This window comes from Alistipes sp. CAG:29, from assembly GCF_000435435.1.
GTDB lineage: Bacteria > Bacteroidota > Bacteroidia > Bacteroidales > Rikenellaceae > Alistipes > Alistipes onderdonkii.
Map to the genome: position 1 here is coordinate 19844 of NZ_FR893473.1, position 16136 is coordinate 35979.

Below are 16136 nucleotides of genomic sequence, written 5' to 3' on the forward strand. Positions count from 1 at the left end.
TCCTGCTGAACAACGAGATCGACAAAGGCGCCATCATCGGACAGGTTCGCGTGCCGATCCTGCCCGAAGACAACGTGGGTTCGCTCTACGACAAACTGATGCACAGGGGCACGTCGCTGGTGACCGAAACCGTCGACAGGATCGCCGCAGGCGACATCAGCCCCATCGAACAGCAGCACGTCGACGAATCGGCACTGCACCCGGCGCCCAAGATATTCAAGGAGGACTGCCTCATCGACTGGTCGTGGGACGGACGCAGGATCGTGAATTTCGTACGCGGGCTGTCGCCCTATCCGGCAGCCTGGACGGAACTATACAGGGAAGGCTCACAGATGCCGCAGGCGGCCAAGATATATTCAGCCGCTTTCGAACCCGCCGCCCACGGCGAAAAACCCGGCAGCATCGAAAGCGACGGCCGCACGCTGCTCCGCGTAGCCTGCGCCGACGGCTGGATCACCCTCGGGGAAATCCAGATAGCCGGGAAGAAACGCCTCGCCGTACGCGAACTGCTGCTCGGCCTGCGCGACCTAGGGCGGTACAGGTTCCGGGAATAAAGGGCGAGGGCAGGGACGCCCGCCAGCCTGCAATGCCCGGCTGCAGACGCCCCGCTCCGACAAAGACATTACGAAACTCCCCGGCTCGTGAATCGAGCCGGGGATATTCATTCCGGGACAACGGCCGCCATGCGCCCGAACAATCCCGGGACAACAACTGCCGGAGTCTGACCGTATGCCGGGGAGTTTCATTCCGGGACAACGATGTCATGCGCCCGAACCATCCCGGGACAACAACTGCCGGAAGCCACTGCACGAGCCAGGGATTCGCAGCCGAAGCATACGCAATGCGCCCCTTCGCGACGGCTATTCGATCACGATATCCGCCGTAAGGAAATAGTGGTCGCTGGGATACTTGCCGCCGACACAGTCTTTTACAAATGCGGAGGAGACGACCCGGATACCCGTGCCTTTCAGGAAAATGTAGTCGATACGCCCGGGCGTCCCCTTCTTCGGCTTATAGGCATCGCCCTCGAACCGGTGGAACGACATATGCTCCGCATCTTCGCCATTGGCCTCGACGAACGCATCGACCCAGCCGGCACCGACAAGCACCCCGGCAACGGGGTTCGAAGGCCTGGAATTGAAATCCCCGGCCAGCACCTGCGGCACACCGGCAGGATACTGCGACGTTTCCTCCTCCACGGCCCGCACCTGCGCAAGCCGCGCCTCGTGCGAAATATGGTCGAGGTGCAGGGACAACACCCGGAACTCGCGCCCCGAACGGCGATCCCTGAGCCGTACCCAATTGACATGGCGCGGGCGGGCCGTGCCCCACGACGAGGAGCCGCCCACGAGCGGGGTGTCCGACAGCCAGTAAACCCCGGCGCCCGTCATCTCGTAGCGCCTCTTCGAGAACATCACGAGGTTCTTGGCGATACCGTGGTACTCCCGGTCGGGCAGGGCATCCGTCTCGGGGCCCGGGTAGCCGAAGACGAAATACCCCGGGAACATCCGGCACATGTCCTCGTACTGGCCGACGGTCACCTCCTGCAGGCAATAGATATCCGCTTTGCAGCGCTTCATCACCCGCTCGCAAACATATTTACGCACAGACCAGCCGTTTCCGCCCTCCTCATCCTGCGGCAGGGCCACCCGGATATTGCACGACACCACGCGGTGTACGCCGCGCCCCCGGGCGGCGGCCATGCCGCACAGCAACAGCGCGGCACACACGATCAGAATCCGTTTCATACCGATCTTACCTTAATAATTAATACTGCCCCAACAAGTATTTTAGAAACACACACGGAAGCATATAAAAAACAAACAGAAACAATAAAACACACAATAATACAAAAAAAAGAAATAATAAAGCATAAAATAAGCACAAAAAGAATAAAATAATTTTACCTTTGCATTACCGGCCCGCCGGAATGGAGCCGGAACCAACCGCAAAAAAACACGATCCACACCTAACGAACCATGAAGGAAACATACGTCATAGGCATCGACTACGGCACGGATTCCGTGCGTGCCCTTCTGGTGGATGCCGCGACAGGCGAAACAATCGCCGACTCGGTATTCAGCTACCCGCGCTGGGGCAGACAGGAATACTGCTCCCCGGCGGAAGCGTGCTTCCGCCAGCATCCGCAGGATTATCTCGATGGCCTGCGCCACGTGATCGGCGAAGTGGTGGCCGCACGGCCCGACGCGGCGCCGCATATCAGGGCGGTTTCGGTCGACACGACGGCCAGCACGCCGTGTCTGGTAGACCGCACGTGCACGCCGCTGGCGCTGCGCCCCGAATACGCCGACGACCCGGACGCGATGTTCGTCCTGTGGAAAGACCACACGGCGCAGCGGGAGGCGGAGGAAATCACCGCCCTGTGCGCCAGCAGCGAGATCAATTATGCCCGCCATTCGGGCAACCATTACTCGGCCGAATGCTTCTGGGCCAAATGCCTGCACCTGCTGCGCGGCAGCCGGCGGCTCCGCCGCGACGCATATGCCATGGTCGAGCTCTGCGACTGGATACCCGCCGTGCTCACCGGGGCGGACGATCCCTCCGCGATACGCGCCAGCCATTGCGCCGCAGGGTCGAAACAGATGTGGGCCGAGGCCTGGGGAGGATTCCCCCCAGAGGCGTTTTTCGAAGCACTCGACCCCGCATTGCTACCCATCGTGCGCAACATCAGCAAGACGAACCGCACGTGCGACCACGCAGCCGGGACGATCACGCCCGCGTGGGCGCAGGCGCTCGAACTTCCCGAGGGGGTCGTAGTAGGGGTGGGCAACATCGACGCCCATGCGGGAGCCGTAGGCGCCGGAATCCGCTGCGGCACGGTCGTGCTCAACCTCGGCACCTCGGCCTGCCACATGGCGCTGATGCCTTCGGATGAGATGGGCGGACGCCTCGTCGAAGGGATATTCGGACAGGTGGACAGCTCGATCGTACCCGGCATGGTCGGGTTCGAAGCCGGGTTATCCGCCTTCGGGGATGTCTATGCGTGGTTCAGGAACCTGCTGTGCTGGCCCCTGGAAGAGTTGCTCGTGCAGCCTGGGGCACCCGACGCGCAGGCCCGGCAGCGGCTGGCCGAAGAGTGCCGCGACAAAATCATGGGCAGGCTCGCCGAAGAGGCTGAGCGGCTGGAGCTCCGGGCGGACATGCCGCTGGCGACGGACTGGCTCAACGGCCGCCGCAACCCGTACCCCGCACCGGAGCTGACCGGGACGCTCACGGGGCTGCGGCTCTCGACGACGGCGCCCGAAATATACTACGCATTGGCCGAAGCGACGGCGTTCGCCACGAAGGCGATCCTCGACCACCTCGCAGCGAACGGCGTGGCGATCGAGCGCCTCACGGGGATCGGCGGCATATCGCAGAAATCGCCCTTCGTCATGCAGCTGCTGGCCGAGGTAACCGGCCGGGAAATCTCGGTCATCGACTGCAAACAGGCCTGCGCCATGGGTTCGGTGGTCTACGCCACGGTCATCGCGGGCTGCTACGGCTCGGTGGAAGAGGCGCAGCGGGCGCTCTGCAACTTCCCTTCACGGCGCTATACGCCCCGCGCGGAACGCCACCCGCTGCTCATGCAGCGATACGAACGCTACAAAGCCCAGGGAGGGCTCCCGCAACGCTAACCGACACGCAAACCCATACAACCGACGACACGCATGAACCTGCTGAACAACCAGGAAAAACGGAAATGGATGATCGCGGTGACGATCTTCATGAAATGGATGATCGTGGTGACGATCTTCATCGCCATCATCTGCAATTACCTCGACCGCCAGTTGCTTTCGATCCTCAAGCCGACGATCAAAGCGGCCTTCGAGATGAACGACGACGGCTATGCCTTCATCGTCAACATCTTCCTGATATGCTACGCCGTCATGTATCCCATATCGGGCATCCTGGTCGACCGGTTCGGCCCGAAAAAGGTGATGTTTCTGGGCATCCTGGCATGGTCGGCGGCCTGCATCGGAGGCGGCCTTTCGACCAATATGGAACAGTTCGCATTTTTCCGCGGGCTGCTGGGGCTGGCCGAGCCCACGATTTTTGCCGGGCAGATCGTCGCCGTGACCGTCTGGTTCGAAAAACGCCAGCGCGCCACGGCCAACAGCCTCTGCACGGCGGGCGGGTCGATCGGCACGGTCGTGGCCCCGATCGTCATCGCATGGCTCTCGACGATCTTTCCGTGGAACGACGTCTTCGTCCTGGCCGGGGCCATCGGCATCCTGATCGCCATCGTTTGGATGGCCGTCTACGCCGACCCGCCCAAAGAGATACTCGACGTCACGCTCAGCGAAAGCGCCGCCAACCGGCACCACGGCAAAGCCTTCACGTGGGGCGGGCTCTGGAAGACGCGCACGCTGTGGGGCGTGCTGCTCATCCGTTTCGTCAGCGATCCGGTCTGGTATTTCTGTCTCTTCTGGCTGCCCGGTTACCTGCAGGAGGATTCGGGACTGACGCTCATACAGGTGGGATGGGTCGGCTGGATCCCGTTCCTGTTCGGCGCCGTGGGCGGCGTATTGACCTCGGCATGGTCGGACAAAATGGTACGAAGGGGCATGGATCCGCTGCGCGCGCGCAAGCGCATGATGACGCTGGTGGCCGTCGCGGCACCCCTGTGCATCTTCACGCCCTATTTCAACGCCCTGCCGCCGTACTGGAACGTCGCGGCCATCATCGCCTCGTTCAGCCTGATCGCCATCATGTGCCTGAGCTGGCTTTACACGATCTGCGTAGTGATCGCCGAGGCATTCCCCGTACGCAACGTGGCCAGCGTAGTCGGCATCACGGCAGGCTTCGGGGCCGTGGGCGGGGCGATCTTCAACTACTACGTCGGGCAACTGCTGAGCACCATGGGGCCGTCGCTTTTCCTCGTAATGGGCGTCCTGCACTGGATCGCCGTCGTGATACTCTGGAAAATGACACGCCCTGAAATCCCGCAGGAAAAACAAGCTGTACAAAAATAAAAACCGAAACCATGGAAAAGAAAATTACGACCGTCCGCGAACCCGCCCGCGACATCCCCGTACGCGCATCGGCGGACATACTCATCGTCGGCGGGGGCCCCGCGGGGCTCATGGCCGCACAGGCCGCAGCGGGCGAAGGGCTGAAGGTCATGCTGATCGAAAGCCGCGGCTACCTGGGCGGGAACCTCACGATCGGGCTCCCGATCCTGGGATTCCTGGGGCAGAAAGGCAACCAGATCATCGAGGGGCTCCCGCAGCGGTTTATCGACCGGCTGCAGGAGCGGGGCGCCGCGAGCGGACACCGACCCTGCAAGCTCCACGTAAGCCTGACGATCATCGACCCGGAGGAGAGCAAGACCCTTGCACAGCAGTTGATGGAGGAGGCCGGCGTCGAGGTGCTGATGTATGTTTTCTGCACCGACGTCATCAGGGAGGGCAACGAGGTAAAGGGGGTGGTCATCGAAAGCAAGGCCGGGCGCGAGGCGATCCTCGCCCGCACCGTGATCGACTGCACGGGCGACGCCGATGTGGCCTTCCGTGCCGGCGTCGAGTGCCGCAAGGGCGATGCCGAGGGCGGCATGCAGCCCCCGACGCTGATGTTCTCGATGCGCGGTGTCGCCACACAACGCCTGCGCGACGCGATCGCAGAGCACCCGGACATCTACGACATGGACATCATGCCTGCGGAGTCGTTCCGCAACGAGAAGTTCATCACCGTGGGGCTTCGCAACCAGATCGCCAAGGCGCGCGAGGCGGGGATCGACCTCCCGGTGGCCCGCACGATCCTTATCACGGGCATGTCCGAGGACGAAATATGGGTCAACATGTCGCGTGTGAACGGCGTAGACCCGACCGATCCCGGGAGCTACACTCGTGGGGAAATCGAAGCCAGGAAGCAGGTTTACCAAATCCGGAAATACCTGCGTCAGTTCGTCCCGGGGTTCGAAAACGCGTGGATGGATCGGGTGGCACCGTTCATGGGTATCCGCGAGAGCCGCGTAACAGTCGGGAAATACGTCCTCACGGCCGGGGATATCCTGGCCTGCCGCCGCTTCGACGACGCCGTTGCCGTAGCCAGCTATCCCGTCGACCTGCACCATCCCAAAGGCGGGGACTGCACGCTGGAATACTGCGGCGACTGCTACGACATCCCGTACCGGGTGCTTGTGCCCGCAAAGGTCGAAAACCTGCTCGTCGCAGGCCGCTGCGCCTCTTTCACCCACGAAGCGATGGCCTCGACACGCGTGATGTCGACCTGCATGGCCCTCGGCGAAGCCGCCGGACGCGCCGCACGCATCGCCCTGCGGGACGGAGTGAAACCGTCGCAGGCCGACGTGGCGAAGCTGCGCAGCGAATTGAAACGAACCGGAGCCTACCTCCGATGACGGTACGGATCATGCGGTTTACGAAACTGCTGCTCGGCCTCGGCCTGGCGGCCTGTGCATGGCCCCTGTCCGGACAGAACGCCCGCCAGGAGATTTATGCCGACCCCGACAAAGCCGGCGGGGTATACTATGCCTACACGTACGACAATCCGGCCCGGACTCCCGCGCCCGAAGGTTACGAACCTTTCTACATCAGCCACTACGGTCGCCACGGCTCACGCTGGCTGCTCAGGGCGTCGGAATATACGGAGGTGTTGGAAACTTTCGGCAAGGCCGCCCGCGAGGGCGCCTTGTCGGAGTTCGGGCAGGATGTTTTACGCCGCGTGGAACGGGCCTGTTCGGACGGCGAGGGCAGGGCGGGCGACCTCACGCCGCTGGGTGCCGAACAGCATTACGGGATCGCGGAACGGATGTTCGAATCCTACCCGGAGGTCTTCCGGGGCAACGCGCGTGTCGACGCACAATCGACCGTCGTGGTACGCTGCGTGCTGAGCATGGCGGCATTCTGCGACCAGCTGCGGAGGATGAACCCGGAACTGGAAATCACGCGGACGGCCAACAACCGCACGACCCGCTACCTGAACTTTTTCAGCACGGCGGCAAACCCCGGGCCCGCCCCGGAGTACCTGAACCTGCTGAAAAGCGAGAGCTGGATAGAGGCCGAAGAGGGATTCCGGGAAAGCCGGATGCATCCGGAGCGCCTGATGGCCAGGTTATTCGCAGGCGGAAAAGTTCCGGCGGACATCGACCAGCGGGAGCTGATGCAACAGCTCTGGGCCCTGGCCGTAAACGAACAGGACACCCGCAGCGGAATCACATTCCGCGACCTGTTCACCCCCGAAGAACTGTATGCCGTCTGGGAGTGCGTCAACTACCGTTTCTACCACCAGCGCGGCCCCGGGGCGTTCAACCGGGGATATGCCCTGCGCTATGCGACGGCGCTGCTCGAAGAGATCATCGCCCGCGCCGACAGTGCGCTGGTGCAGGGCGCGCCCTCGGCCGACCTGCGCTTCGGGCACGACGGCAACCTCATGCCCCTGACCTGCCTGATGGCTTTCGACGGCTGCACGGCCGAGGTTTCCGATCCGGATCTGATCGCGGACGCATGGCGCGATTACCGTATTTCACCGATGGCGGCCAACATCCAGATGATCTTTTACCGGAAAGAGGGGACGGCGGACATCCTGGTCAGGATACTCCACAACGAACATGAAATGTACTTTCCGCTCGCTTCCGCAAGGCCGCCGTACTACAAATGGGATGACCTGCGGGCCTTCTACCGCCGAAGGATCGCCGAAGCGAAAGCCACGGCCGCGGAACCGCCGTCAGCAGGCACACGACAGGCTCCCGGAGCATAACCGGCTGTTGGGCTTCCGATCCGGGAGGCGCGGCGTATTCAACGAAAAGGGGGGCTTTGTAAAGCCTCCCTTTCCCGTAGCGCGTTGCGTTATTCTTACTCTCCGATTTTCAGATCAGCCCTTAAAACCCGTCCGCTCAGGGTCGATAAAGAAATCGTAATTACCTGGGCTTCGGACAACCGGGAGTTTCCGTCTGAAAAATCGAGTCGTAAAAACCCATCCTGCAACAATTCCATATCTGCGGCAGTCAGTTCATCGGCATGTTTACGGATATGGGTCAATCCACCCTTTGCATGATCTTTCAATGTCGGCGCAAAAGAGTAAGCCGTGAAATAGCACAAGTCATTCAACGTACTTCCGGCGGAATGCCCCTCGCCCCATGAAATACTGCTCCTGATTTCGATCCCGGTAAAATTTTCCGCATAGCTTACGTAGTTTCCTACGGTATATCCGAAATCTACCGTGATATAATCGCTGAAATCATCGTTGTGCTTAACAGCCAGCTCCTTGAACTTAGCGACCTCCGAAGCATTTTCCGACGTTATACCATATTTCTTACCGGAGAAATACAACTCCAGGGTCGTTGCATTCAGTTGCCGGCCATACATCTTTTCGACCTCCAAATAAGCGTCGACCAGATACTCCTTATAAATTCGGTATGTTCCGGTGTCGTTATTATTTTCAGAGGAGTCGCACCCGGAAAACAAAGGGATCATCAGGATATTACAATATAATAACCATTTCATATGAATCATCTTTGGTATTGAATAAGTTTTTTATCCTTCCACAAACGATTCCGGATTATTGTGCGACTAACTCCGTAATAGCCGTTCCATTACAACCTCCCGGGCAATAATGAAAATCAGATTTAAATACCAATCATAATATTTAATATTTTAATATTAATCCTCAAATATAACAAAAAAAAATCAAAACAGTACTCATCCCGAAAAATATGGATTATGTGTCAGAAACAATCCCCGGCAAAGCGCCGAATAGGGCAACTGCTGCCAGTATGCAAAAGGGGGCTTTGCAAAGCCCCCTTTTGCATTGCCGGCCGGAACCGGACTATCCCTTGATAGCTATGCCTTTGCCGAGTTTTTTCTCGATCTCCTCCTTCGGGAGAGGACGGGTGCAGAAGAACCAGTCGTAGCATTTTACCCCTTCGGGCTGGTCGTCCATATCCTCGCCCTGCATCGGGACGATCACCTCGTCGCCCGGACGCCAGTCGGCCGGCATGGCGACCCCGAATGCGTCGATGGACTGCAAACCTACCAGGACACGCTTTATCTCCTCGAAATTGCGTCCCAGAGCCAGCGGATAGTAGATCATCGCGCGCAGTTTGCCCTCGGGATCGACGAAGAATACGGCACGCACGGCTGCCGTCTGGCTTTCACCGGGCTGGATCATGCCGTAAAGGTTCGCCACCTTCATCGACACGTCGTCGATGATCGGGAATTCGACCTTGATATCCTTCATGCCCCGGTATTCGATCTTCTCACGGATCGTACGCAGCCATGCGATATGGCTGTTGCGGCTGTCGACCGACAATCCGATCAGTTCGCAGTTCAAAGCCCTGAATTCGGCCGTACGGGCACCGAACGTGAGCACCTCGGAGGTGCAGATCGGCGTAAAGTCGGCGGGGTGGCTGAACAGGATCACCCATTTGCCCTTGTAGTCGGCGGGAAAGCTGATCTTTCCCCGTGTTGTCATCGCTTCGAATGCCGGGACGGGTTCCCCCAGGCGCGGCAGTTGCTGTTCGTTCTTTTCCATAATCCGAAATATTAGTTTTATGCCGGGGCCCGCAAAGTCGGTGCCGATGGATGCGAACCGGGGATCTTTCTACTAAATTACGGTTTTTACAGGAATAGTCCTAATCCGGAACCCTCTGGTTTGCGCGGAAATACGGAAGCGTATACACAAACGGCGCTTTTGGGTAGGGCACGGCTTCCCCGGACGATCGCGGCGTCCGGAAAGGACATCGCACCGATGGGGGGGGGAACCGGAATACGGGGGCAGGCTCAGCCAACGGGGGTGGAAAGCGAGTGACGGGAAAAACACGGCGGACAGGCAGAAGGGACGGGCAGAAGGAACAGGGAACAGGAAACAGAAAACAGAAAACAAGATTAAAAAACGAACAAAGGAAATACCACAAGACGAACGGAAGGAACAGAGGCGGAAAAACGGGTGGTTCCTTCCCTGCCAAATAGAAAAAAGCGGCGACCTTCCGGCCTGCCGCTCTTTTCTTCGGGAACCCATCGGAACCCGGATCCGTCAGCGTACCTTGCGGATGATCTCGCCGCCGTGGCGGATCGCCTCCTCGTTGGCGGGAAGCATCTTCCAGGCACGTTCGGGCAGCGACTTCTTGAGGCCGACCATCACGTTCTCCATCTCAACGACGGGGCGCACCTTGAGGTACCCGCCCAGAATCATCGTATTGAACAGCTTGGCCTGTCCCATCCGGGCGCATTCGGCCGTGGCGTCGATCGCGTAGACCTCGATGTCCTCGCGCACGGGATGGCGCGTGATACCGTTCGTATCGTAGATCAGGATGCCGCCGGGCCTGACCATCGGCTCGAATTTCTCCATCGACTGCTGGTTCAGGATGATGGCCGTATCGAACTCGTGGGCGATCGGCGAAGAAATCTTCCTGTCCGAAAGGATTACCGTCACGTTGGCCGTACCGCCGCGCATCTCGGGGCCGTACGAGGGCATCCACGTGACTTCGAAGTCTTGCATTACGCCCGAGTAGGCCAGTATCTTACCCATCGAGAGGACGCCCTGGCCCCCGAACCCTGCGATAATTAAAGTCTCTTTCATAGCATCCCTTATTTTACGTCCTTGATATCGCCCAGCGGATAGTAGGGCAGCATGTTCTGTTCGAGCCACTCGTTCGAGGCCACGGGCGAGAGTTTCCAGCCGCTGTTGCAGGTCGAAACGACCTCCACGAGCGAAAAGCCCTTGCCGGCCATCGAATTTTCGAATGCCTTGCGGATCGCACGCTTGCACTTGCGCACGTTGGCGGGCGTATGCACGCTCTGGCGCGTGATGAAGGTGGCACCGTCGAGGTGCGCCATCATCTCGGCGATCTTGTAGGGGTAGCCGTTCAGGCGCGGGTCACGGCCGTAGGGCGTCGTCGCGGTCTTCATACCCAACAGGGTAGTCGGGGCCATCTGGCCGCCCGTCATGCCGTAAATGGCGTTGTTGATATAGATCGCCACAACGTTCTCGCCGCGTGCGGCCGCGTGGATCGACTCCGCCGTGCCGATGGCCGACAGGTCGCCGTCGCCCTGGTAGGTGAAGACCAGGTTGCCGGGATAGAGCCTCTTCACGGCCGTAGCTACGGCCAGGGCGCGTCCGTGGGCGGCCTCGATCCAGTCGATGTCGATATAATTGTATGCGAATACGGAGCAGCCCACGGGCGAAACGCCTACGGTCTTTTCCGCGAAGCCCATCTCCTCGATGACCTCGGCGATCAGTTTATGTACCGTACCATGACTGCAGCCGGGGCAGTAGTGCATGACGTTGTCGGTAATGAGCTTCGGTTTCGCGTAAACCAGGTTTTCGTTTTTGATTTCAACCTCTGCCATAGCCTTTACTTTTTAATCAGTTTTTCCTTGAGCGCCGCGAGCACTTCGTCGGGCGCGAACATCATACCGCCCTGACGGCCGAAATGCTCGACGGGAGCTACGCCGTTCACGGCCAGCCGCACGTCCTCGACCATCTGGCCGGCATTGAGCTCGGCGGAAAGGAAGCCTTTGACACCGCGCGCGGCCAGTTCGGCAAGCGGCTTCTTGGGGAAAGGATAGAGCGTGATCGGCCGCAGCAGGCCGACCTTCAGCCCTTCGGCGCGCGCCATCTCGACCGTGGCCGAGCAGATACGGGCCGACGAACCGAACGCCACGATCACGTAATCCGCATCGTCGCAGCCGATCTCCTCATAACGCACCTCGTTCTCTTCGAGCGCCTTGTATTTCTCCTGCAGGCGCTTGTTGATGATCTCCATCTTCTCGGACTGCAACTCCAGCGACGTCACGATATTGCGCTTGCGGTCGGCAGGCTTGCCGTAGGTAGCCCACGAGCGGCACTCGGCAGCGATCTCTTCGTCGGTCTTGCGGGGACGCTGCGGCGCGAGCACCACCTTCTCCATCATCTGCCCGATCGCCCCGTCGGCGAGGATCATCGCCGGGTTGCGGTATTTGAACGCGAGGTCGAACGCCTCGGCCACATGGTCGTGCATCTCCTGCACCGAATTGGGCGCCAGTACGATCATGTGGAAATCGCCGTGGCCGCCGCCTTTGCAGGCCTGGAAATAGTCGCCCTGCGAAGGCTGGATCGTACCCAGCCCCGGGCCGCCGCGCTGGCAGTTGATCACCAGGCAGGGCAGTTCCGCCCCCGCCAGGTAGCTCAGCCCCTCGGACATCAGGCTGATGCCGGGGCTCGACGACGAGGTCATCACCCGTTTGCCGGTCGATGCGCCGCCGTAGACCATGTTGATCGACGAGATCTCCGATTCGGCCTGCAGCACGACCATGCCCGTGGTCTCCCACGGCTTGAGTTCCATCAGTGTCTCCATCACTTCCGACTGGGGAGTGATCGGGTACCCGAAATATCCGTCGCAACCGTAGCGAATCGCCGCATGGGCTATCACCTCGTTGCCTTTCATCAGTTTTACCTCTTTTTCTGCCATAGCTACTCGAATTTTTGACGATAAACCGTGATGACGCTATCGGGGCAAATCACCGCGCACGAAGCACACCCCGTGCAGGCATCGGGATTTACCATCCGGGATATGGGATAGCCCTTGCTGTTCACCTCTGCCGACAATTCCAGCACGTCGCACGGACACGAAGCCACACAGACCCCGCACCCTTTGCACCGTTCCTTGTCGACAACGATTGTTCCTTTTATTTTAGCCATAAGCCGTAGTATTGTTAAGTTCCTTACAAATATAAGAAAAAATCCCGGAAATTCTAAACGAATGCAACAAATCTTATCATGAAAAACGGATAAATGAAAGCAGTGCGCCCGGAATAATCCACCCGAACGCACTGCGTACAAAATATTTCCGGCGTTTATTCCGCCATCGGACAGGGGTTCGAAAACGCGCCGGACAGGCGGTTCTCCGAGGGTTGAATGACTTATCGGCCCCCGACGGTTTTGCAGGGCGGTTACTCTTCGAACGAGTGGATCACCACGCCCGAGCGGAGTTTCGGCTCGAACCACGTCGTCTTCGGGGGCATGATGTTGCCCGTGTCGGCGATGTTGATGAGCTGTTGCATCGAAACGGGGTAGAGGGCGAACGCCGCCTTCATCTCGCCGCTGTCGACACGGCGTTTGAGCTCGCCCAGGCCGCGGATTCCGCCCACGAAGTCGATCCGCTTCGACGTGCGCAGGTCTTTGATGTCCAGTATTTTGTCCAGCACGAGGTTCGACAGCACCGTCACGTCCAGCACACCGATCGGGTCGTTGTCGTCGTATGTCCCGGGCTTGGCCGTCAGGCTGTACCAACGCCCGCCGAGATACATCGAGAAATTATGCAGTTCGGTCGGACGGTACTCCTCCGTACCCTTGTCCTCGACCGTGAAACTTTCGGCGAGCTTTTCGAGCAACTGCTCCGGCGTCAGGCCGTTCAGGTCTTTCACGACACGGTTGTAGTCGATGATCCGGAGCTGTCCCGCCGGGAAAGTCACGGCGAGGAAATAGCAATACTCCTCGTTGCCCGTATGGCCGGGGTTCTTTGCCTGGCACTCCTGTCCCACGCGCGCCGCGGCGGCCGTGCGGTGATGCCCGTCGGCGACATAAAGCGCCGGGATGCCCGCGAAAATCTCCGTGATACGGTCGTTGGTCTTCTTGTCGCGGATAACCCACAACTTATGGCCGAAGCCGTCGGCAGCCGTGAAATCGTATTCCGGGGCGTTGTTCTTCACCACGTCGGCCACGATGGCGTCGATCTCGGCGTTGTCGGGATAGGCGAAGAACACCGGTTCGATATTGGCCTGCTGGTTGCGGACGTGGATCATGCGGTCTTCCTCCTTGTCGGGACGCGTCAGTTCGTGTTTCTTGATCGCCCCCGAGAGGTAGTCCTCGTAATGGCAGCACATGGTCAGTCCGTATTGCGTGCGGCCGTCCATCGTCTGCGCATAGATGTAATAATACTCCCCGGGATCCTGTTCGAGCCAGCCCTTCTCACGCCATGCACGGAAATTCTCGACCGCCTTGTCGTAAACCTCCTGCGAATGTTCGTCGGCAATAGGCTCGAAATCTATTTCGGGCTTGATGATGTGCAGCAACGAGCGTTCGGTGGCCTCGGCCTTGGCCTCGGCGGAATTCAACACGTCATAGGGGCGCGACGCCACTTCGGACGCATACTGTTTCGGGGGACGTATCCCGCAAAAAGGTTTGATTTTCACCATAATGAATTAATGTATTAAAGCGAAAAAGGCGGGCGCAGCCTTCGCTCCCGCCTTTCACGCGCCGTTATCCGCTATTTGTTCACCTGGAACCGCGTATTGCCGTTCCTGAAGAAATCGACGATTTGGGTGGCTGCGGCCAGCCCCGCGTTGATATTGGCCTCGGCGGTCTCGGCCCCCATCTTCTTGGCGGTGGCAAACACCCGCTTGCCGAATTTCTCGTCCAGCTCGGCCTGGTTCCCGGCAGCGATGTCGGTAATGTATTTCAGGTCTTCGCGTTCGGTCAGCGCACGCACGACACCCTGTTCGTCGATCACCTCCTTGCGGGCGGTGTTGACCAGCGTGGCACCCTTGGGCATCGACATCAGCAGTTCGTAACCGATCGAGCCGCGGGTCTGCTCCGTAGCCGGGATGTGCAGCGACAGGAAATCGGCCTGCCTGTACAAATCTTCGAGGGAATCCACCTTCTTCACACCGTCGGCTTCGAACACCGCCGCATCCGTGATGAAGGGGTCGTAGGCGATGACGTTCATGCCCAGCGCCTTGCCCTTGCGCCCCACGAGTTTGCCCACATTGCCGTAGGCGTGGATGCCGAGGGTCTTGCCCTGGATCTCCGAACCCGTACCGGGCGTAAAGCGGTTGCGCGACATGAAGACCATCATGGCGAGCGCCAGCTCGGCCACGGCGTTGGAGTTCTGCCCCGGGGTATTCATCACCACGATACCGCGCGCCGTGGCGGCCGCGAGATCCACGTTGTCGTAACCCGCACCGGCACGAACCACGATTTTGAGGTTCTTCGCCGCCCCGATGACTTCGGCCGTCACCTTGTCGCTGCGGACAATGAGCGCATCGACATCGGCCACGGCGGCCAGCAATTGGGCCTTGTCGGTATATTTTTCAAGCAGGGCCAGTTCATAGCCCGCGTCCTCGACGATCCTGCGGATGCCGTCGACAGCCTCCTTGGCAAAAGGCTTTTCGGTCGCAACTAATATTTTCATACCTGTACTTTCTATCAGATGAATAAAATCGATGTCCGTGGCCGCCTTTTTCTTCGGGGTGAACGTAAAGAAATGCGCCATGGCCGTCCGTTATTTCGCGTGTTTGGCGGCGAACTCCTGCATGCACTCCACGAGGACTCTGACGCTCTCGATGGGTAGTGCGTTGTAGCACGATGCGCGGAAGCCGCCCACCAGGCGGTGGCCCTTGATGCCCACGATACCACGTTCCTTGGTGAATTCCATGAACTCGGGAGCCAGTTCCTCGTAGCCGTCGGCCATCACGAAGCAGATGTTCATCAGCGAGCGATCCTGCTTGTCGACCGTACCGCGGAACAGCGGGTTGCGGTCGATCTCGTCGTACAGCAGGGCGGCCTTCTCCTTGTTGCGGCGGTAGATTTCGGGTACGCCGCCGATCGACTTGAGCCAGCGGAGGGTCTCCATGAGCACGTAGATCGGGAATACGGGGGGCGTGTTGAACATCGAGCCGTTCTCGACATGGGTGCGGAACGCAACCATCGTCGGCAGGTCGCGCACGACACGGTCGAGCATGTCCTCGCGGATGATGGCGAACGCCACGCCGGCCGGGGCGAGGTTCTTCTGCGCACCGCCGTAAATCATGGCGTATTTCGTAACGTCGACCGGGCGGGAAAGGATGTCCGACGACATGTCGGCGATCAGGGGCACGGGCGAAGCGAGGTCTTCGTGGTACTCGGTGCCGTAGATCGTATTGTTGGAGGTGATATGCACATAGTCCAGATCGGCCGGGATCGCGAAACCCTTGGGGATGTAGGTGAAATTGCGGTCTTCGGACGAAGCGAGCAGCTCGACCTCGCCGTAACGCTTGGCTTCCTTGATGGCCTTCTTGGCCCAGACACCGGTATTCACATAGCCTGCCTTCCTGCCCAGGAAGTTGGCGGGCACTTCGTAGAAGAACGTGCTGGCACCGCCGCCGATATAGAAGATCTTGTAGTTGTCGGGGATGCCGAGCAACTCACGGAAGAGCGCG

Annotated in this window: 14 protein-coding genes and 1 pseudogene; 5 read left to right on the forward strand and 10 right to left on the reverse strand. The window is 59.7% G+C overall.

The features are described 5' to 3' along the window. Positions 1-554 (forward strand): methionyl-tRNA formyltransferase (locus tag QVP03_RS08550; protein ID WP_369677403.1); only part of this gene is annotated, 554 nt, incomplete at its 5' end. Positions 555-860: 306 nt separating this feature from the next. Here the strand turns inward: QVP03_RS08550 and QVP03_RS08555 are convergent. After that, positions 861-1748, reverse strand: a complete 888-nt coding sequence (locus QVP03_RS08555; protein ID WP_022333072.1) for an endonuclease/exonuclease/phosphatase family protein — start codon at positions 1746-1748, stop codon at positions 861-863. A 231-nt stretch (positions 1749-1979) separates the two neighbouring features. On the opposite strand from QVP03_RS08555, the gene QVP03_RS08560 reads away from it, so the two are divergent. From QVP03_RS08560 to QVP03_RS08575, 4 genes and pseudogenes are all read left to right on the forward strand, one after another. Further along, entirely contained in the window at positions 1980-3638 is a 1659-nt protein-coding gene (locus QVP03_RS08560; RefSeq protein WP_022333073.1) for a ribulokinase, read from the forward strand. Positions 3639-3737: 99 nt separating this feature from the next. Further along, positions 3738-4718 (forward strand): annotated as a pseudogene (locus QVP03_RS08565) (MFS transporter); the annotation flags it as partial. 269 nt (positions 4719-4987) lie between these two features. Further along, on the forward strand, positions 4988-6361 hold the full coding sequence (locus tag QVP03_RS08570) for an FAD-dependent oxidoreductase (protein WP_022333075.1): 1374 nt from the start codon (positions 4988-4990) through the stop codon (positions 6359-6361). Then, positions 6358-7719 (forward strand): histidine-type phosphatase, encoded by a 1362-nt coding sequence (locus QVP03_RS08575; RefSeq protein WP_022333076.1) that lies wholly within the window; start codon positions 6358-6360, stop codon positions 7717-7719. Before QVP03_RS08570 ends, QVP03_RS08575 begins: the two co-directional genes overlap by 4 nt. A gap of 95 nt (positions 7720-7814) precedes the next feature. Here the strand turns inward: QVP03_RS08575 and QVP03_RS08580 are convergent, their stop codons facing one another. The 9 genes from QVP03_RS08580 to serC all read right to left on the reverse strand — a co-directional run. Continuing rightward, complete coding sequence (locus tag QVP03_RS08580) at positions 7815-8465, reverse strand: hypothetical protein (RefSeq protein WP_022333077.1); 651 nt, start codon at positions 8463-8465, stop codon at positions 7815-7817. Positions 8466-8787: 322 nt separating this feature from the next. Further along, positions 8788-9492, reverse strand: coding sequence for a peroxiredoxin (locus QVP03_RS08585; RefSeq protein WP_022333078.1), 705 nt, complete (start codon positions 9490-9492; stop codon positions 8788-8790). 501 nt (positions 9493-9993) lie between these two features. Beyond that, the gene (locus QVP03_RS08590; protein ID WP_018695839.1) at positions 9994-10539 is read right to left on the reverse strand and encodes a 2-oxoacid:acceptor oxidoreductase family protein; all 546 of its coding nucleotides are present in this window, start codon (positions 10537-10539) and stop codon (positions 9994-9996) included. Between the two features lie 8 nt (positions 10540-10547). Then, a complete protein-coding gene (locus tag QVP03_RS08595; protein ID WP_018695838.1) occupies positions 10548-11309 on the reverse strand; it encodes a thiamine pyrophosphate-dependent enzyme in 762 nt (253 codons plus the stop codon). Positions 11310-11314: 5 nt separating this feature from the next. Next, positions 11315-12409, reverse strand: a complete 1095-nt coding sequence (locus tag QVP03_RS08600; protein WP_018695837.1) for a 3-methyl-2-oxobutanoate dehydrogenase subunit VorB — start codon at positions 12407-12409, stop codon at positions 11315-11317. 2 nt (positions 12410-12411) lie between these two features. Beyond that, entirely contained in the window at positions 12412-12639 is a 228-nt protein-coding gene (locus QVP03_RS08605; protein WP_022333079.1) for a 4Fe-4S binding protein, read from the reverse strand. Positions 12640-12890: 251 nt separating this feature from the next. Beyond that, positions 12891-14135 (reverse strand): DUF1015 domain-containing protein, encoded by a 1245-nt coding sequence (locus tag QVP03_RS08610; RefSeq protein WP_022333080.1) that lies wholly within the window; start codon positions 14133-14135, stop codon positions 12891-12893. 71 nt (positions 14136-14206) lie between these two features. Then, positions 14207-15130 (reverse strand): 3-phosphoglycerate dehydrogenase, encoded by a 924-nt coding sequence (locus tag QVP03_RS08615; protein WP_032135858.1) that lies wholly within the window; start codon positions 15128-15130, stop codon positions 14207-14209. 90 nt (positions 15131-15220) lie between these two features. After that, on the reverse strand, positions 15221-16136 hold a 916-nt coding region (gene serC, locus QVP03_RS08620), incomplete at its 5' end, for a 3-phosphoserine/phosphohydroxythreonine transaminase (protein ID WP_288210717.1).

Excerpts from the sequence above, each read along its gene's own strand:
- QVP03_RS08555 (WP_022333072.1), bottom strand. The coding sequence starts at position 1,748 with ATGAAACGGATTCTGATCGTGTGTGCCGCGCTGTTGCTGTGCGGCATG.
- QVP03_RS08560 (WP_022333073.1), top strand. The coding sequence starts at position 1,980 with ATGAAGGAAACATACGTCATAGGCATCGACTACGGCACGGATTCCGTG.
- QVP03_RS08570 (WP_022333075.1), top strand. The coding sequence starts at position 4,988 with ATGGAAAAGAAAATTACGACCGTCCGCGAACCCGCCCGCGACATCCCC.
- QVP03_RS08575 (WP_022333076.1), top strand. The coding sequence starts at position 6,358 with ATGACGGTACGGATCATGCGGTTTACGAAACTGCTGCTCGGCCTCGGC.
- QVP03_RS08580 (WP_022333077.1), bottom strand. The coding sequence starts at position 8,465 with ATGAAATGGTTATTATATTGTAATATCCTGATGATCCCTTTGTTTTCC.
- QVP03_RS08585 (WP_022333078.1), bottom strand. The coding sequence starts at position 9,492 with ATGGAAAAGAACGAACAGCAACTGCCGCGCCTGGGGGAACCCGTCCCG.
- QVP03_RS08590 (WP_018695839.1), bottom strand. The coding sequence starts at position 10,539 with ATGAAAGAGACTTTAATTATCGCAGGGTTCGGGGGCCAGGGCGTCCTC.
- QVP03_RS08595 (WP_018695838.1), bottom strand. The coding sequence starts at position 11,309 with ATGGCAGAGGTTGAAATCAAAAACGAAAACCTGGTTTACGCGAAACCG.
- QVP03_RS08600 (WP_018695837.1), bottom strand. The coding sequence starts at position 12,409 with ATGGCAGAAAAAGAGGTAAAACTGATGAAAGGCAACGAGGTGATAGCC.
- QVP03_RS08605 (WP_022333079.1), bottom strand. The coding sequence starts at position 12,639 with ATGGCTAAAATAAAAGGAACAATCGTTGTCGACAAGGAACGGTGCAAA.
- QVP03_RS08610 (WP_022333080.1), bottom strand. The coding sequence starts at position 14,135 with ATGGTGAAAATCAAACCTTTTTGCGGGATACGTCCCCCGAAACAGTAT.
- QVP03_RS08615 (WP_032135858.1), bottom strand. The coding sequence starts at position 15,130 with ATGAAAATATTAGTTGCGACCGAAAAGCCTTTTGCCAAGGAGGCTGTC.